This window comes from Mucilaginibacter sp. 22184 (genome assembly GCF_052045695.1).
In the GTDB taxonomy this organism is placed as follows: domain Bacteria; phylum Bacteroidota; class Bacteroidia; order Sphingobacteriales; family Sphingobacteriaceae; genus Mucilaginibacter.
Genome location: NZ_JBQEPI010000016.1, coordinates 71,501 through 88,341, shown reverse-complemented (window position 1 = coordinate 88,341; position 16,841 = coordinate 71,501). Strand labels below are relative to the sequence as shown.

General features: G+C 48.6%; 16 protein-coding genes. 5 read left to right on the top strand and 11 right to left on the bottom strand.

The window, feature by feature from the left end:
* Positions 1–111: 111 nt before the first annotated feature.
* The gene (locus tag ACTJKG_RS26870) at positions 112–597 is read right to left on the bottom strand and encodes a lantibiotic dehydratase (protein ID WP_440740945.1); all 486 of its coding nucleotides are present in this window, start codon (positions 595–597) and stop codon (positions 112–114) included.
* 77 nt (positions 598–674) lie between these two features.
* Here ACTJKG_RS26870 and ACTJKG_RS26865 point away from each other — a divergent pair, with 77 nt between their 5' ends.
* A complete protein-coding gene (locus ACTJKG_RS26865) occupies positions 675–1,193 on the top strand; it encodes a MauE/DoxX family redox-associated membrane protein (protein WP_440740944.1) in 519 nt (172 codons plus the stop codon).
* Positions 1,190–1,462 carry a DUF6520 family protein gene (locus tag ACTJKG_RS26860; RefSeq protein WP_440740943.1) on the top strand — a complete coding sequence of 91 codons (273 nt, stop codon included), beginning with the start codon at positions 1,190–1,192 and terminating at the stop codon, positions 1,460–1,462. Before ACTJKG_RS26865 ends, ACTJKG_RS26860 begins: the two co-directional genes overlap by 4 nt.
* A 50-nt stretch (positions 1,463–1,512) precedes the next feature.
* Here the strand turns inward: ACTJKG_RS26860 and ACTJKG_RS26855 are convergent, their stop codons facing one another.
* Genes ACTJKG_RS26855 through ACTJKG_RS26840 form a run of 4 tightly spaced genes read right to left on the bottom strand, consistent with a single transcriptional unit; the run spans position 1,513 to position 7,761 of the window.
* Positions 1,513–2,889 (bottom strand): RagB/SusD family nutrient uptake outer membrane protein, encoded by a 1,377-nt coding sequence (locus tag ACTJKG_RS26855; RefSeq protein ID WP_440740942.1) that lies wholly within the window; start codon positions 2,887–2,889, stop codon positions 1,513–1,515.
* Between the two features lie 12 nt (positions 2,890–2,901).
* Complete coding sequence (locus tag ACTJKG_RS26850) at positions 2,902–6,087, bottom strand: SusC/RagA family TonB-linked outer membrane protein (RefSeq protein WP_440740941.1); 3,186 nt, start codon at positions 6,085–6,087, stop codon at positions 2,902–2,904.
* Positions 6,084–7,439 carry a TlpA family protein disulfide reductase gene (locus ACTJKG_RS26845; protein ID WP_440740940.1) on the bottom strand — a complete coding sequence of 452 codons (1,356 nt, stop codon included), beginning with the start codon at positions 7,437–7,439 and terminating at the stop codon, positions 6,084–6,086. The genes ACTJKG_RS26850 and ACTJKG_RS26845 overlap by 4 nt, the downstream gene beginning before the upstream one ends.
* A 40-nt stretch (positions 7,440–7,479) precedes the next feature.
* Positions 7,480–7,761 carry a hypothetical protein gene (locus ACTJKG_RS26840; RefSeq protein WP_440740939.1) on the bottom strand — a complete coding sequence of 94 codons (282 nt, stop codon included), beginning with the start codon at positions 7,759–7,761 and terminating at the stop codon, positions 7,480–7,482.
* Positions 7,762–8,204: 443 nt separating this feature from the next.
* On the opposite strand from ACTJKG_RS26840, the gene ACTJKG_RS26835 reads away from it, so the two are divergent.
* Positions 8,205–8,426 carry a helix-turn-helix domain-containing protein gene (locus tag ACTJKG_RS26835; protein WP_440740938.1) on the top strand — a complete coding sequence of 74 codons (222 nt, stop codon included), beginning with the start codon at positions 8,205–8,207 and terminating at the stop codon, positions 8,424–8,426.
* On the opposite strand, the gene ACTJKG_RS26830 is transcribed toward ACTJKG_RS26835, so the two are convergent.
* Positions 8,423–9,289 (bottom strand): HEPN domain-containing protein, encoded by an 867-nt coding sequence (locus tag ACTJKG_RS26830; protein ID WP_440740937.1) that lies wholly within the window; start codon positions 9,287–9,289, stop codon positions 8,423–8,425. The genes ACTJKG_RS26835 and ACTJKG_RS26830 overlap by 4 nt on opposite strands.
* Before the next feature lie 286 nt (positions 9,290–9,575).
* Here ACTJKG_RS26830 and ACTJKG_RS26825 point away from each other — a divergent pair, with 286 nt between their 5' ends.
* Both ACTJKG_RS26825 and ACTJKG_RS26820 read left to right on the top strand, forming a co-directional pair.
* Positions 9,576–12,989 (top strand): DEAD/DEAH box helicase, encoded by a 3,414-nt coding sequence (locus ACTJKG_RS26825; RefSeq protein WP_440740936.1) that lies wholly within the window; start codon positions 9,576–9,578, stop codon positions 12,987–12,989.
* Between the two features lie 69 nt (positions 12,990–13,058).
* Complete coding sequence (locus ACTJKG_RS26820) at positions 13,059–13,235, top strand: histone H1 (protein ID WP_440740935.1); 177 nt, start codon at positions 13,059–13,061, stop codon at positions 13,233–13,235.
* A 65-nt stretch (positions 13,236–13,300) separates the two neighbouring features.
* Here the strand turns inward: ACTJKG_RS26820 and ACTJKG_RS26815 are convergent, their stop codons facing one another.
* From ACTJKG_RS26815 to ACTJKG_RS26795, 5 genes are all read right to left on the bottom strand, one after another.
* A complete protein-coding gene (locus ACTJKG_RS26815; RefSeq protein WP_440740934.1) occupies positions 13,301–13,564 on the bottom strand; it encodes a hypothetical protein in 264 nt (87 codons plus the stop codon).
* Positions 13,565–13,619: 55 nt separating this feature from the next.
* Positions 13,620–13,844 carry a hypothetical protein gene (locus ACTJKG_RS26810; protein WP_440740933.1) on the bottom strand — a complete coding sequence of 75 codons (225 nt, stop codon included), beginning with the start codon at positions 13,842–13,844 and terminating at the stop codon, positions 13,620–13,622.
* Entirely contained in the window at positions 13,835–15,601 is a 1,767-nt protein-coding gene (locus tag ACTJKG_RS26805) for an ATP-dependent nuclease (RefSeq protein WP_440740932.1), read from the bottom strand. Before ACTJKG_RS26805 ends, ACTJKG_RS26810 begins: the two co-directional genes overlap by 10 nt.
* A gap of 182 nt (positions 15,602–15,783) precedes the next feature.
* A complete protein-coding gene (locus tag ACTJKG_RS26800; protein ID WP_440740931.1) occupies positions 15,784–16,254 on the bottom strand; it encodes a hypothetical protein in 471 nt (156 codons plus the stop codon).
* Between the two features lie 29 nt (positions 16,255–16,283).
* The gene (locus ACTJKG_RS26795; RefSeq protein WP_440740930.1) at positions 16,284–16,745 is read right to left on the bottom strand and encodes a hypothetical protein; all 462 of its coding nucleotides are present in this window, start codon (positions 16,743–16,745) and stop codon (positions 16,284–16,286) included.
* Positions 16,746–16,841 lie beyond the last annotated feature (96 nt).

Genomic DNA, 16,841 nt, shown 5'->3' with positions numbered 1-16,841 from the left:
GGTCACTTTCACGTGGCGAAGAGGGGTCACTTTGCTTTGGCGAACGTGGTCACTTTCAACTGGCGAAGGGGGCCTTTTTGATCTGGCCGGATAGGGTCATTTTCATGTGTTTTATCCAGGCAGGGACCGGATCAAGCGAAACTCCCCGCCAAACCGATAGCAGGCGGGGTTCATGATCAGGGGAGCCCCTGAGGCCTCCCCGGCCGCTAAGGCCCCGGCCAGCAGCGCCTGATCCGGCAGCAGGTGCAAGCGGGTCTGCTCATCCCCCGCCAGCCGGACCGTATCCCCCTTCCCCCATTCCAGTAAGGTAAAAGAAGCGAAAGCGCCAAAAGGAACCGGCCGGAAACACATCCGGTTATAATATTTGGCCAGCGTATGTTTCTCCTTATCCAGCAGATGCTCAAAAGCAAAGCCTTTGGCCTCCAATCGCGCGTAAAACGCCGGGCTGGCCAACCAGAGCGCGTTCCGGAAAACCTCATCCGCCAGCACCTCCGGCAAGCGTTCCAGGTCATAGCGTGCGAAACTATAAAAAGGCGCCCTTAAAAACAGCGCGGGCAAAAAATCATAATCCTCATTGCCAATCATTTGCATCATCATTAGTGGGTATACTACCCTTTTTATACTGTTTTCGTCATTCCGCCCCGCCGTACTTTGAGCAGACAAATCCAGACCACATGAAAAACATCATCCGTCCGCTCATTGCCTTCCTGCTGACCCTGCTATTTGCCTACGCGGCAGTCAGCAAACTACTTTCCCTCCGGGATTTCCAGGGGGAATTGTATAACCAGACTTTTCCGCACTGGCTGGCGGACATCCTGTTATATACCCTGATACCGGCGGAACTCCTGACCATCGCCCTGCTGAGCTTTCCCCGCAGCCAACAAGCCGGCCTGCTCCTGTCCGCCGGGCTGTTATTCCTATTCACCGCGTACATCGCCCTGGTCCTGCTGCGTTTCTGGGACCGCGTCCCCTGCTCCTGCGGCGGTATTTTAAACCATTTCTCCTGGGGGACGCACCTGGTCTTTAACAGTTTTTTCCTGATCCTCAACCTGACGGCCCTGTTCATTCAGATCAGCCAACCCGTCTCCACGATACCCCAGGGGGGAAGCCGAAAACCCCGGAACAGAGTAGGCATCATCCATTCCTTAAAGTTTTTCGTCCGTTTTTTAGCAAAAAAGCGTTCCGCATCATGAACAATCTAAAAGTCAAACTGTCCGCCCTCGCGATCATCCTGGGCATCGGCGCCGCCTTCGCATCCGCCACACCACACGCCTTCGCCAGCAAAAAATGGGCATTGCTGTCCGACGGCAGCTACCTCGAAGTGACCGGCCAGGTCAAAGGCAGCGATTACCAGTGCGACAACGCCAGCCGCACCTGTACCGCCGTTTACCCGGCAACCCAGGACCCGAACACCAACCCCGCGAACCCGATCAGCACAGAGACCGGTACGTTCAGCAATTAAGCCGCGTCCCCTTCCCGTTTTACCAGGGCCGTTCTACCGAACGGCCCTTTTTAGCGTTCATTCTGCACCAATCCACCCAGCCGGATCTCCTCCTCCGGGATCGGGTATACATAGCGCGGGCTGCCCGGCTCCAGTGTATCATCCTTTCCGCCAACCGAGCGGCTCAGGCTTACCCGGAACAGCGGATCCCGGTTGAGCCGCCGCAGGTCCGCCCAGCGCAGCCCCCGCCCCACCAGCTCCTTCCGCCGTTCCTGCAATACCTGCCGGAGCGCATCCGCCGCGTCCACCGCCCTATAAGGCTGAAAAGTTCCTGCCGCCCAGCGTTTGACCAATAAGGCATTGAGGTCCCCCATCGCACCGGTCAGCTCCCCCCGCCTGGCCCGGCATTCCGCCCGGACCAGTAAAAGCTCATCCGTCGCCAGACCCGAAAATTGCAGCAGCGAGCCCGCGTAAGTCCCCTTGAACTTAAAATTACCCGGTGTCAGCTGCCGGCCGAACAAGGCCCCCCGCAGGTCATTAACCGCGTAAGAACCGTACAACTCCGGCACCAGGAAAGTCGGCGAAGCAGCATTGGCGAACGAATAGCTGGATTGCGCCTGGTAAAAGATCACCTCATCGTTCCCGTCCGGCAAAGCCCTGGGAAAAGGCCGCGTCGCCGTCCGGCTCAGCGTATTGTAATCGATCAGCACCGCACCGGCCGCCAGCACCGAATCCGCAAAGGCCTCCGCCTGCCCGTAATTCCCCATCCCCAGGTAGATTCGGGACAGTAAAGCCCAGCGGGCCGCCACCGTCGGGCGGCTCTTATAAGCCGCCCTGAACGGCAACAGCGGTCCCGCCGCATCCAGATCCGCCAGCACCTGGTCCATGACCTCCTGCAGGCTGGCCCGGGGCAGCCTGCTGTTCACATCCGCCGTCAGGCGTAGCGGTATCCCCAGCGTAGCCGCGGCCGTCGCCGGATCATAAGGCGCGCAAAACAGCTGCGCCAGGTTATAAAAAGCCAAAGCCCGGTCAAACAAAGCCGTCCCCTTCAGGTTCCGGCTCAGCGCATCCGTATTTCCCCGAGGCAGCTTCGCCAGACCCTCCAGGACCACATTCGCGTAAAACACCTGCTGATATGGTATATTCCAGTCCGGACAGGGCTGCCCCGCGAAAATATCCTTTGACCAGGTATAACTGTTCCGCTCCATATCCGTATTGTAAGCGTTATACCCGGCATCCGTCGTCCACATATCCCCGTCCGCGATAAAAGTCAGCCCCGGGCCCGTATTGAACACGTCCGTATTGTCCAGCAGCGCCTGCATATCCGCCGTTGTCGCGGGCACCAGCAGGGCCTTATCCGGCCGCTGGTCCAAAAAACCTTTTTGACAGGAGACACCTAAGCCAGCCAGGCAGATACCCCAAAAAATGTTTATCCTATATTTTTTCATCCTATAATCACTTTAATAAGTCAAACGGATACCGCCCGCGATCGTCCGGGGCAGCGGGTAAGTCGACCCGGCATCCGGGTCGAGGTGATCCTTGTTCGCCCGCCAGAGGATACCCAGGTTCGCCGCGTACAGGTAGACCTGCAAACTACCCTCTTGTAAAAAAGGCAGCAGGCGCCGGTCCAATACATAAGACAAATTGATATCCTGCAGCCGGATATGGTCCCCCTTATCCACCAGTACCGACGCGAAACGGTAAAAATCATCCCGCTGGATATTGCTCACCGCCGGCATCGAAGGCACCGAAGTACGGCGCTCGTCCCCCGGCTGCTGCCAGCGCAGCGCATAATCCCCGCTTTGCTGCGACAGACCATGATCCGTACCGTAAAAGACCGAGCTCCGCCGGAAATAATAACCCAGGCGGTAACTGATGTTAAAAGACAGGCTCCAGCCCCGGTAAGCCAGCGTATTCCGCAAAGCCCCAAAAACCACCGGCCGCGAAGGCCCGTTATACACCAGGTTCTGTGGCGTCGCCGCGCTCTGCATCGCCGCGTAATCTTTACTGACCTGCCCATTCAGATAGCCCTGCGGGTCGCCCGTCCGCGGATCCAGACCCGCCCAGCGGTAACTGTAGATCGCATACAGCGGCCGCCCAGTCAGCGGGAACGCCCCGATATTCCCCGAAGCCAGGTAATCACTCGCATTGGAGACCTGGTCATAAGCCCCCACCTTGTCCGTCACATAAGTCAGCAAAAAAGCCGTCGACCATTTCCATCGCCCCACCAGGTTCCGCGTGTCGATATTCAGATCCAGCCCCCGGCCGCTTGTACTCGCCGTATTCCCCGTAAACGTGAGGATCCCCGAAGAAGGCGGGAAAGCCGTATTACCGATCAGGTCCAGCCCTCTTTTCAGGTAAAACTCCAGCGTACCCGATACCCGCCGCCCCCGGGTCCCAAAGTCCAGGCCCAGGTTGATCTGCCGGTTCCGCTCCCAGCGCAGCTCCGGGTTCGGCGGGTTGACAATCCGCGCATAAGGCAATTGCGTCTGCGTATCGCTGCCATCAAAATAGCTGGCCGTCGTATACGCCGAAAGATGCTTATTGATATTCCCGTTATACCCGAAAGTCGCCCGCAGCTTCAGGTAAGGCAAAGCCTCCAGGTGGTAAAAACCCTCCCGGCTGAGCTCCCAGGCCAGGCCCGCCGACCAGAGCGGCACCCCTTTCTGATTGGTACTCACCCCAAACAGGTTCGAGCGGTCCAGCCGCGCGCTTGCCGACAAAGTCAGCCGCCGGTCATACGTATAAGCCGTGTTGCCATACCAGGACAGGTAATGATCCGTATGATCCGATTCCGCCTGGTTCAGCGGGATACTCCCCCCGCTGTTCGGATTGTCGTCATAGGTAAACTGCGTTATCCCGTCCACCGGTTTCATCGTCGCGTGATCGGCGTCATAACCATAATACCGGTAACTATCCCCCCGTACCCGGAGCGTCTGGATCTCGTAACCCGCGATCGCGCTCAGCTCATTTTTCCGGCCCCAGGCCCCATCATAATTCAGCTGGCCCCGGCCATCATGATTCACAGAGATATCATTTTCCAGGTCCAGGATCCCACCTAAGGGAACCGGCAGCGATAACACCCCATCCGCGTCCACCTGCGTAAAGCGGTTGACCAGGTTCCGCGTATAATAACTGTCCGCGCCCTGCAGCACCCGGCCCGTCGCCGTACTCCGCTCATACTGGTACAGCACCTGCGCCTTCAGCCCCTTGCTTATGGCATAAGTCAGCCCCGTATTCAGCCGGTAATCCGCGACCTCCTGGCGGTTATCTGCCAGCCGCAGCTCCTGCAAAGGGCGGTAAGCCCAGTCCTGCAAGCCCAGCCCCGGCGCCGCATCCACAAAACTTTGCCGGTAATCATGCACCACCGCCAGCGGGTTCCCGCGGTCATCGGCCAGCCGTGCATAAGGATAGATCCGGGAACTGTTCCCCCAGCCCAGGTTACCCGGATTATCCCGGTCCGTCCGGCTACCCGTATAATTCATCCCCAGCGACAGCTCCAGCTTCCGCAAAACCCAGGTATGGTTCCCGCTGACCGTCACCCGGTCATAAGCATTACCCACCAGGTTGGAAAGGTTCCGGTCCACACCCGCCGAATAAAAATAGCGCTGGTTCGCCGAACCGCCATCCAGGCTCAGCGCATACTGCTGACTGACACTCTTCCGGTCAAAATACCGGTTCAGGTCATCCCGGACATCCAGCCTGGAAAGCAGACCGATCTGCCGCTCCGCCTCCGCCGTACCCAGCTTCCCGTCCCGCGCCGCGATCAGCAGCTCCACCACCGGGGATAAAGGCGGGTGCCCGTCCGCATTTTCCAAAGCCGTATAATAGCCCTCCGTAAACAAACGTTTTTCCAGGCCGATATAATCCCCCGTACTCATCCGGGGCTGGTAGTACAGGTCAGGCCGCGCGCCCACCGCCACATTCGCATTCAGCGCCACCCTTGGCGCCCGGTTAAACCCGCCCTTGTTCGTCGTGATCACGATCACCCCATTCCCCGCCCGGGAGCCCCAGATCGAAGCCGCCGCCGCGTCCTTCAGCACCGTCACACTCTGCACATCATTGGGATTCAGATTCTCGACCGGCTGGTTATATGGAAAACCATCCACCACGATCAGCGGATCCGCATTCGAAAAAAGCGTACTCTGCCCCCGGATACTGATCCGCGTCCCCAGCGTATTGAAACTCAGGCCCGGCACCACATCCCTGAGCCGGTCGATAATATCCGTACTCACACTCCGGTCCAGCAGTTTTTTATCCACCTGTACAAAAGAACCCGTCGCCCGCTCCTTTGGCAATTGCTGGTAACCCGTCGACACCACCACCTCCCCCAGCTCCCTGACCGGGTTCTCCAGCACCACCAGCAACAATTCCCGCCGCGGCAAGGTCAGCGCCGCCACCGCCGGCTGGTAACCCACAAAAGATACCCGCAACTGATAAGCCCCCGCCGGCAGCGACACCCGGAAAGCCCCCAGGGAATCCGTCAGCACCTGTCTCCCCATACCCTGCACCAGCACCGTAGCCCCGCGCAAAGGCAGCCCGGCATGATCCTGCACCAGCCCCCGGAGTACCTCCGGCCCTTGCGCCATCAGCCTTACCGGAAACCCAAGCAGCACCCCTAAACAAATCCTATACAACTGTTTCATGGGCGCGCAGATTGACGTGAAACACCCACAGCCCCCGCATCCCGGATCACCAGGAGATCCACCGGGACCACCCGTTCCTCAAAACGCAGGTCATATTTTTCCAAAGCCTTGTTCAGCAGGTCCACCTTACCCAGCGGCGCCTCCAGCGACAGATCCACCCGGCCCGAATAACCCGTCTCATCCACCACCGGCACCGGCGAATCCTGCATATACTGCACCTGCAGGCGCTTCATCAGGAAAGCCAAAGGACTGTTCCGCAGCTCCGCCGCATACGGCCCCACCTCCGCCCGGAAAGCCCCGCCCGCGCTGCGCAGCTTATCCAGCGCCGAAGTCCGCACCAAAGCCAAACAACGCGTCCTTAACCGCTCCACCCCCACCCGGTAAGCCGGGAACAAACGCGCGATATCCCCCCGCATCAGCGCAAAAGCCGAATCCGCCAGCACCGGCGGCACCCGCAACTCATAACACCAGCCATTCCCCTGCCCCAGCCAGCGCTCATAAGCCTGCCCCGACAAACGCGAAACCAGCCTCCCCGAATCCGCCGACAAGACCCGGACCGTGGGCCCCGCAAACCAGCGCCCCCCATCACTAAAAGCCATCGTACACAACAGCGGCAGCGGCACATTCCGCGCCAGCAAGCGCAAAGCACCCGAACTATCCCGGAGGCCCCGGTCCAGACCACCCGACACCCCTGGCAGATAAGCCGACAACACCGAACGGTACACCAGCGCCGAAGCATCCCCGCCATTACCCTCCTCCAGCAAACCTTTTTCCTTATCATACCCCCGGACCAGCTCCCTTTTACCCACCAGCACCCGCCAGTTCCCCGCCAGCGCCGCCCGGACCTTCTCCCCCGTCAGCTCCCCCTCCTCCGTCACCGCCCGGACCACACCCGAAGCATCCACCCACACCAAATGCGGCAAAGACCTATGCGGAAACAAACCATTCAACACCACATCCCCAAACACCCCCGGCAAAGCAAAAGGCCGTACCCGCCGCATCGACGCCAACACCGGATCCAGCGCCACCGCCGGCTCATAAGCCACCGGCAAAAACAACACCACATCCCCCAGCACCCGCTGCAAAGAATCCATCACCGGCAGCATCTTCCGGCAGGGCGCACACCAGCCCGCCCAAAAATCCAAAATCACCAGCCGCCCCCGCAAAGCCGAGAACCGCAGCTCCCCCGACACCAGCCGGCCATCCAGCCGCAAATCCCGGACACCCCTAACCAACACATCCTGCACCACCTGCCCCACCAAAACACCCCCATCACCCATATACTTATTCTCCTGCGCAGCCACCCTTAAAAAAAGGCAAAGCAAACCCAGGAAGCCCAAAAAACGCCTCATAACATCAAACCGTTAAATCGTAAAAAATTAAACCATTAAACTAAACCCGGCCGCAACAAGCACAAACCGCATCCCCCCGCTCCCCCCTTTGCCGCGCCACCGCCTCCACCAGGCAGATCAGCTGATCCAGCAAAGCCGCCACCTCCTCCTCACTCAGCAAACGCCCCGTTCCCTCTTCCTCATCCACCAGTACATAACCCGCAAACACCATCCACAACTGCTCCCGCACCAAAGCGACATCATACAGCTCAAAAAACACCCGGATCACCTGCTCCGGCGTACGTCCCGCGAAATCAAAAAGATTAAAAACAAAAGCACCCATAAGCACCAAGATTCAGACAGGGCATAGCATCCCCATTACCCCAACCGGGTTCATTTAACAACTCCTAAAACAGCAACAAAAAACAAACGGCAATCCCCTAACTATTAACCGCAGGGATTGCCGTCTTATCAGAAAAATCAAGTCGGAGATTTTATAATATTCTTGAATCGATTATTTAGACATTGAAAGCCTATTGCAAAAAAAGGTACAACCACAGATGGCACAGGCTCTTTTGACTCGATATTGAGGCGTGAGAAACTGCCCCCCATTTCTAAAAAGAAACCCGGCCAAATGCAGCTAAATATTGTTTGATTTATAATAAACATCCTCTTTGGTTTCTCAGGCCACAAATACAAGGGTGTTTGTAAACAAACTTAAAAAAATATTACAAACTAAACAAATATGTTTAGTTATTTTTTATAAAAAACTTGTGAGTTTGTATAATGGATGAGGATCTTACACTTTTCAAAGAAGCTCTTGGAAAACAGATTGCATTCATTCGTAAGAAAAAAGGTATTACACAACCTGAATTAGGCTCACTAATTGGTAGAGATTTTCAAAGTATTAGTCGGATCGAGCGTGGCAAAGTCAATATATCCATCTATTTACTCAAACAAATCGCGACTGCCTTAAATGTTACCGCCAATGATTTGATTTACTTTTAAAAATTTTTAATTTTTTTCAAGCAATATCTTTCAACTACCATTTGTACCTCTCTTACTTTGGCTATTAAAGAATTTAAATCAGCTACATTAGTTTCAAAGTCTTTTTTATATTTCCCCCCTATGTAGGCTCGTTTAAGTAACGAGAATAATTCTAGTTCATGTTTATCATTCGCAGGATTCGGAAACACTTTTAAAATTTCGTTAGCGACACCGTTTAAATATCTTCTATATTTATCAAGATTGTGAGTTTTGGGTTTATACCCTGTAAAAACCAATAACGCCGCTCCGTAAAATGCCTCGACCGCTTGGTGTAATTGATGAGGAACTAGGTTCCATTTACTTTGATTTTCAATGGCATTGGCTAATAGGGTTTCAGCCAGAAACAAAAATTGCTTACCATTATTAAACCAAAATTCAAAGTCACTTGCAGCTATCTCTCGTCTCTCGGCTGACGATAATTGTCGAGGCTCAGCAAAGGCGAGAGAGTTCAAATCATACAGTAATATTCCGCTTTCTAATATTTCCGTAAAAAAATATTGCCCCTTTTCTAATCCTTCATTAACTTGATCTATATAATGAATTAATACATTTACTGGGGCTTTATAACTTATCCGATTGACAATTCTATCTTGTATTTCATATTCTGGAAGATCTTTTACAGTAGGAATCAATAATATATCAAAATCACTTACATATTCATAAAGAATACCATCTTTCGAATGTAAATCTTCCTGATAAGTACCTCTTGCATAACTTCCATACAAAATTATTTTTTCGGGTTTAGTTACGCTTTTTATCACATCAACAATGCCTTGAATTTGCTCTTGCTTACTTTGAGGAAGGTGTTCAACGGATGTCTTCATAAATATAATATCATCAAAAATACGAAAACAAAGACATAATAAATGTTCCGATGCAATAGTACTAGAGATCATATTTTAACATTTCGCTTCTCGTAAAACTACGCCTTTAAGACATATATACTAACAATCTATTTACAAACTTAAAAGTATCTATCTGGATAATTTATTTTCTGTCGACCATATCATAAAGATCGCACCATACTTTACAAATAACAATTTATATAGTTATAATCTATGAGCATCTAAACAGATTCCGTACCTTAGTTTTATCATAAATAGCTAACTGGTGAGCCGAAAATACCTAACCTTTAAAATAGAAGAACTTGAAGCGCTCTACGACAAACAACCGCATGATCTACGGATATTGTCTGAACTTGCACAAGAACTGGCACACCGAAATACACCGAGAGCAAAAACTCTGGCCACCAAAGTAAACAACTCTCTAAAACCTACCGCACAGGAAATACAGATCAACAAGGTTACCATCCCAAAGGCTGTAAGTAAACCGAAACCGATAGATCCTTTACCACATCCAGATAACCAGCCTCAAAATATCTTATCTGCTTGGACTGCGCTGGAAGTGCTCTCCCCTCAAACTTTTAAAAAGCCACAGGATCTTGTTAGCGGTGATCTGAAACTAGTCGCTAAATTGGAGAAGGGATTACCTTGGGAAAACGGCGGAGAGCATGCTCCCTCTGGAGCAAAACTTTATTACCAGGTCGTATTAGGTGTCATTAATGTGGAAAAGGCTACCAAGGCTTTATTAGAACTTTACGCTGATGCCAGAATAGAACAGCCCACTGCAAAAAGTGAAGCTATTCTAGCGGTAATCATGGTTGATCGCGAGGGAAAACCTGCCGGGGAGTCACCCATAGCTATTTCGAGCTTCGGCTGGGGCGTTCCCAAAGCCTTGGTTGGTGATCTAAAAGGACTATCTGGTTGGAGAGAAGCGGAAGAAGTATTGCTCAAAAACATGGACAAATTGATCCGTCAAACGAATGAGGCCGGTGAAGTACAGGCGTTGGATCAAGCGGTACTTACCTCTGCTTATGCCTTTCTGGTTAATCAGCTAAATCTTAACGCCGATTTGGTTCGACCTTATGAGTTCGCGCTTCGGTATTATGAACGGACTAAAAATGCGGAACCGCCAGAACCACTCCTGCTCAATAGCTTCTATTTAAAGGATCTGGCGCTTTCCTGCGAACTTTTCAAGGCAAATAAGCCTACTGGTAATCTTAAAAAATATCTTGGCCTGGATGTACCTAAAAACAGAAAGGACTTGAATCATGATTTAAAAGAATTAGAAAAACTAGTAAGTCCTGAGCGAATTCCAAAAGGGCGCTGGCCTTCTGCTGGTAAAAGCTCTTTAGTCCTGCTTCAACAAGCGGCTGTCAATATTGCATTATCTGAATTAAAAAGTGACGGAATCTTGGCTGTCAATGGGCCGCCGGGCACGGGTAAAACCACCTTGCTTCGCGATATTGTTGCAGGGATCATCTGTGATCGCGCGGAAGCCATGGCTACTTTCGATAACCCCAGTGAGGCATTTAGGCAAACTGGACAAAAACTTGCTGCCGGCTCCGCCCAACTCACTTTATCAGCTTTGGATGCAAAAATTAAAGGCCATGAGATCATCATTACCTCTTCCAATAACAAAGCGGTAGAAAACGTGAGTGCAGAATTGCCAGGTATCCATGCCATTGGCAATTTGCCCGACCTTCGTTATTTTAACCTACTATCAGATCAGCTACTAGAACGAGATACTTGGGGCTTGATAGCCGCAGTTTTGGGTAACGCGGCTAATCGCGGTAAATTCAAAAAAACCTTCTGGTGGGACAAAGATCTGGGCATGAATACCTACTTATTGGAGGCTGCGGGCTTTCCGCAATTCATAGACGTATCAGATCCCAACACGCATCAGGTCATAGGACAACGAAAACCTAAAATCGTCGAAGCAGAAAAGCCCCCTACTGATCACACAATGGCATTAGCGCAGTGGCATTCCGCTAGAAAACATTTTCTCGAGGTTTTGGATAACAGTCGGAAAGAACTCGCGAAACTCACGGAACTCAAAAAGCTCATCGAGATTTTATCAGACTTAAAAAGTAAGGTATTAGACTCGGAACTGGAACTAAACACGCTGCAGCAAAAAGCCCTTGCTATTACCGAGCGCACCCAACAATTAGCCGAAGCCCAGAAAGAGTTGGCACTCGAGCTGGAAATTTCACAAAAAAGGATCGGTGTACACCACTTAGATAAGCCCAGTTGGTGGAAACGCCTGTTCAATATAGACTCAGCTCCTATTTGGAAAATCAGGAATAAAGAACTTTCCCTATCACTTCTTGAAATTGAGAAGAGCATTCGTCAGCGGGAGATTGACACGTTAGAACAACATTCCCTAGCTAAAAAGAATGAGAGCAGTATTAAAACTGCTGAAGGTTTATGGAAAGAGGCCAGCGAAAAATATAAGATCACTAAGCAAAAAGTAGCATCAGCAAGAGAAGGGCTCGATGGGAATTTGATCGACGATCTTTTCTTTACCAGTTCCCATAGCAAGCGGCAACAGTTATCACCATGGCATAATCAACATTTGAGAAATACTCGTGATCAGGTATTTGTAGCCGCTATGGCCTTACATAAGGCGTTTATCAACGCTGCAGCCAAACCATTGCGCCACAACTTGGCCGCTATGCTGATGGTTTTAAATGGTACGCCATTGACCGAAAAAACTAAACAGGCTTTATTGCCGGATCTATGGTCGACTTTGTTTCTAATTGTGCCCGCGGTATCGAGCACATTTGCCTCTATAGAGCGGATGCTTGGAAATTTGCCGCCAGAAAGCTTAGGGTGGTTATTGGTTGATGAGGCCGGTCAAGCCTTACCCCAGGCTGCTGTGGGCGCGCTAATGCGCACCAGACGTGCGGTTGTGGTTGGTGATCCCTTGCAAATTGAACCTATTGTTTCATTGCCCCCATCATTAACTAGATCAATATGCCGGCATTTTGCAGTGAACGCGGATCGCTTTAATGCTCCTGAAGCTTCCGTACAAACTTTGGCCGATGCAATGAGTCATTATTTTACGGAATTGGAGAGTACTGCAGGTAGCCGGTCGGTCGGCGTTCCGCTCTTAGTTCACCGAAGATGCGCGGAACCTATGTTTAGCATTTCTAACCAAATTGCCTATGGCGGACTCATGGTACATGCCAAAGCGCCCGGAAAATCAGCGATTCGGGATTGCTTGGGGGGCTCCAGGTGGGTAGATATTCAGGGGCATGGTGAAGAAAAATGGTGTCCAGAGGAAGGTCAAGCGGTATTGGAGTTATTGCAAAAGTTAAGAGCAGCTTCGGTTATGCCGGATATTTACATGGTGACACCTTTTGTTTCGGTTGCAGAAAATTTGCGTAGGTTATTAAGAGAAAGTGGGCTGATGACCGGATGGGTAGCCGAACCGTATTTTTGGATCAATGAGCGCATCGGTACAGTGCACACGGTTCAGGGGCGTGAAGCAGAGGCGGTTATTTTTGTTTTAGGCGCTCCTTTGGCTGAGCAAAACGGGGCTAGGAACTGGGCTGGCGGTCAAGTAAATTTATTGAATGTAGCTGTTACCAGGGCAAAGGAAGTACTTTATGTAGTAGGTAACCGGGGATTGTGGAAATTGGCGGGCGTATTTAGTACCCTAGCGCAAAAATTGGATACGTAATGAGTAAAATCTCTGGTTGTTCGTATTTTAAACCAAAGTCCTACATTTGCTCCCTTTAAAAATATCAATATGGAAAGTTTTAAGAAATTAAAGGAAGTGATTGCTGCTGCAGAAGCTGATGTGGCTAGTTTTTATGGAAAAGGTAATAAAGCGGCAGGAACGCGTGTACGCAATGCCATGCAGGCTTTGAAAGTCTTGGCTACAGATATTCGTAAAGAAGTAACGGAGAAAAAGAACGCACAATAATTAACAATTAAGAATTGTTTTGGGAAGGGCCTGGCTAAATATAGTCAGGCCTTTATTCTTTCTTCTTATTCTGCTTTTATGGATTGACTCATAAAGCCGATAGAGCGATTTTCCTGTTGCTTAACAGCAAGACCTTGTATAAATAGCTGACCTTCTTCAATTTTATACTGCAGGCTGTGTTCATCGGGTTGGAATCCATCTATTTTTAAGATTTCTTTAATTTTTTCTACGAGTTCTTTTCGGTCGAAAATGGGACTTAACTTGATTTGATCGTTGAAGAGTTCGAGCACGACGCCTTCTGCTTTGTAAGAGAATAACTTGGTTTCCATAAAATTAAATATAATGCATTACGCTTTTAAAAAGGATTGGCCTAGGTAGTTTAGTTTAATCATAAACCCTCTTCACTTCTACCATTTCATCTATGCAGTCAAATTCCAAATAATATTTGGATCCATCTCGCCAAAGCTTTACCATCGGGCGATACTTATATTTATACTTATATTTATACCGGGCCTGTTGCCATTTTTCGCCATTTGTAAATGTAAAAATCTTGCCTTGGCCGTATCCGTCAAAGGCACCTTTCAATTTGGTCTCTTTTTTCAATTCCATGAAAACTGAATAATCTCCTTTAAGTAAAAAACAATAGGCACCGAGTCTATATTAGTATCATTAAAATTAGGTTCCAACACCTCAAGCCAATATTTATTTGCATTAAATGGCTTGCCATGATTTTGAGAATAATTATTCGGATATTTAAGAATAAGATTTATACTTTCGTGAACATGAGCAACCTCAAAAGTTGTAGCATGAACTCGAAGCAAACCTCCAGTTTTTGGAACACTATTGCAGTTAATCAGATGTTCTAAGTATATAGAACCTTGTATTCCACTTGTAAAAGAGGGATTACTAAATTCATCCAAATTTCCAATTTCTGCCTCGTCTGTATCACAAATTACATGGGTACGTATGGCAAATTTGCGATATACTTTTTGATAAAAAGGCATATTATTCACCGTTCCGCAATTCACGATAAATAAATCTTTAATAGGGTTTAACTTTTGTAAAATCCCCCTAATTATAACTTCTTCAGTTGGCCCTTCAACGAGAAGCACTTCATCTGCATAAAAAGATTCACAGATATAAGGGTTAAATCGAAGTACCTCATACATGGCTTGTTTCAGATCTTCTAATGTTGAAGAACCTTTCGCTTCCCTTAGGTCCTCATCTTTGATTTGATACATTTTTGTACCATCATTACTTCTGACCATTCTGACAAGCGTCGAGTTTCGTTTCGCTAAATCAATCATTTGAGGGGAATGCGAGGCGCATAAAATTTGATATGGATAGTTTAAATCACTTACAGAATATATTAATTCCCTTAAGCTTTTTAATATTTTGGGGTATAAAAATAACTCCGGCTCCTCAAATAAAATTAAATACTCTTTTCTGTCAGCATGCCTTGGTAACTCTTCCGCTATGTCACGCATCAATAACAAAGAGAATATTGCGCTTCTAACGGCTCCATGCCCAATCGAATTGTAATTACTCGGAATTTCAGTATTTCGTGAACCATCTATATTTTGTTTTTTGAATGATACATTAAATTTTTTACCAAACTTATCTTCCGTCCATTTGACTTTATCAGAGTCCTCGATTTCTAGCGTAATATCAGGAAAAAGCTTTTGGAATTGATTATTGACTTCGCTTTGATAGTTTCTTATTATTTCAGGACTATACATTTTTTCCTGGAGTTTTCTCACGGTTTCTTGAGCATCGGTTAATTCCGAAAATTCGGTTTCATTTAGTTTTAACTTAGCTTTGCTAGCAAGAATATCATTGACAACACTCTCCACTTCTTGTTCTGAAGGCATAGCTTTTATCAAAATTGGAGTAGGCATTAATGCTTGAAAAACTTGTATTAAACCGATACTTCCGAAAGCATTATCATCCCATTTTTGACTTTTGGGATTCCAGGTTCGGTCCTTTTTATCTACTTTTAGTTTAGTTTTGTCTGAAGACAAAGAAAAGGTCCTCTTTATCCTTATTGTTGAATTCTCCGCAAGATACTCTTTGAAGGACGCTACCTTCTTTTCTTGTTTTTCTTGAATGTATTTCAAGTCATATTGATCTACCCCAAGCGTTAATTCAAATTCCATCGATTTTGATCCACTTCTTTTATAAAAATCATCGGCCATAGGACTTCTATCCGAAAACATAAATTCGTATGCTGCCAAGAAAGTTGATTTCCCAACATTGTTTTGACCGAAAATAAAAATGGTATTTGAACCGTCGAAATTGATACTGTTATTTTCAAGCCCGCCTGAAATGGCTCTGAAATTGTCTACGCAAAAATTGATTAATCTCATATTATTTAGTTTTAGGTTTAACCCGTTTCTCTAAATTTTCAAAAAGTAATTAGAAAATTCCCTCATAAGTCTTGTGGAATTCGCTCTTAGTTTCACATTTTCTTCACTGACGGGAAATGAGAAGGTAGTTAAAAAGATAGGCTCCGATAACGATTATCCCCGCCTTAAACATGTTGTATTTTTTAGTGATGACCTCTCGATCCCCCAACGTGCCGCGTTCCCCCCGATGATGTACCTTTCTTTATATAAGTTTTATTGCCGTTTTTGTTGATATAATACTTTCCGCCCCGGGGACCAGTTTGTATGGTAGCATCATATCCATTAGAGGTAGTGGCTGTTCCTGTTGTTTCATAGCTGGAATATAATTGATCATATTGCTTCGGGTTAAAACCGGGAACAAGTGTAAGATTTGTATTATCAACCCAATACCAAGTCAAATTTGAATGATACCTAACCCGTGTTAAACCCTTTCTGGCGTAGCCCTTTAAGAGCAGCACCGTACCAGCGGGGACATCATAGGCAACTTGGGTGATATTCCTATCAGCATAAATACTTATGGGCTGATTGGCAGATGCGACATAATAGGTATTGCAGGCTGTTGCACAGAATAACAAGCAAACCAGATTCAACACTTGCAGGATTTTTTTCATCATGGTGATTTAAGTTAAAAAAATAAAATATGTTATAAATTAATATGAACAGCATAAGTCTTTCCATCCTCTCCCGCCACATCCGCATTACCCTCCTCATCAAGATCAGCAGGTGAAATATGATCATCATCCAGATAACCATCATTTGGAAAATTGATCTGCACCACCTGCCCATCACTAACCTCAACCATTAAAGTATAAGTAGCGGAATAACCCGTATTGGGATTAGCATAATCCACCGTGGCAGTATAGCTACCATCCTTAATCCCCTCCGGATTACCATCCCCGTTATCAGCATCGGTTAATGGATTTACCATGGAGTACGAAGCTACCGCGTCCGGCCGGTCCCCTCCCGACAAACCTACAGAATCGACAGCCGCGTTCCTGTTTCCGCCCTGCTTTTTACTTTCATTTAAACAGGAACCACAAAGCAACAGCACCAGGCCATAAACACAACACCACGCGGAAGTTTTATTCGTAAAAATCGGTTTCATCTCCCCTATTTTTTGCAGACACCACAGGTTAAGCCTTCTTTCGCGCAACGCTTACAGTATTTACAATTCTTACAAGCCCTGCACGGGCTCTCCCCT

Coding starts and splice junctions, on each gene's coding strand:
- ACTJKG_RS26870 (WP_440740945.1), bottom strand. CDS start 597: ATGATGATGCAAATGATTGGCAATGAGGATTATGATTTTTTGCCCGCG.
- ACTJKG_RS26865 (WP_440740944.1), top strand. CDS start 675: ATGAAAAACATCATCCGTCCGCTCATTGCCTTCCTGCTGACCCTGCTA.
- ACTJKG_RS26860 (WP_440740943.1), top strand. CDS start 1,190: ATGAACAATCTAAAAGTCAAACTGTCCGCCCTCGCGATCATCCTGGGC.
- ACTJKG_RS26855 (WP_440740942.1), bottom strand. CDS start 2,889: ATGAAAAAATATAGGATAAACATTTTTTGGGGTATCTGCCTGGCTGGC.
- ACTJKG_RS26850 (WP_440740941.1), bottom strand. CDS start 6,087: ATGAAACAGTTGTATAGGATTTGTTTAGGGGTGCTGCTTGGGTTTCCG.
- ACTJKG_RS26845 (WP_440740940.1), bottom strand. CDS start 7,439: ATGAGGCGTTTTTTGGGCTTCCTGGGTTTGCTTTGCCTTTTTTTAAGG.
- ACTJKG_RS26840 (WP_440740939.1), bottom strand. CDS start 7,761: ATGGGTGCTTTTGTTTTTAATCTTTTTGATTTCGCGGGACGTACGCCG.
- ACTJKG_RS26835 (WP_440740938.1), top strand. CDS start 8,205: ATGGATGAGGATCTTACACTTTTCAAAGAAGCTCTTGGAAAACAGATT.
- ACTJKG_RS26830 (WP_440740937.1), bottom strand. CDS start 9,289: ATGAAGACATCCGTTGAACACCTTCCTCAAAGTAAGCAAGAGCAAATT.
- ACTJKG_RS26820 (WP_440740935.1), top strand. CDS start 13,059: ATGGAAAGTTTTAAGAAATTAAAGGAAGTGATTGCTGCTGCAGAAGCT.
- ACTJKG_RS26815 (WP_440740934.1), bottom strand. CDS start 13,564: ATGGAAACCAAGTTATTCTCTTACAAAGCAGAAGGCGTCGTGCTCGAA.
- ACTJKG_RS26810 (WP_440740933.1), bottom strand. CDS start 13,844: ATGGAATTGAAAAAAGAGACCAAATTGAAAGGTGCCTTTGACGGATAC.
- ACTJKG_RS26805 (WP_440740932.1), bottom strand. CDS start 15,601: ATGAGATTAATCAATTTTTGCGTAGACAATTTCAGAGCCATTTCAGGC.
- ACTJKG_RS26800 (WP_440740931.1), bottom strand. CDS start 16,254: ATGATGAAAAAAATCCTGCAAGTGTTGAATCTGGTTTGCTTGTTATTC.
- ACTJKG_RS26795 (WP_440740930.1), bottom strand. CDS start 16,745: ATGAAACCGATTTTTACGAATAAAACTTCCGCGTGGTGTTGTGTTTAT.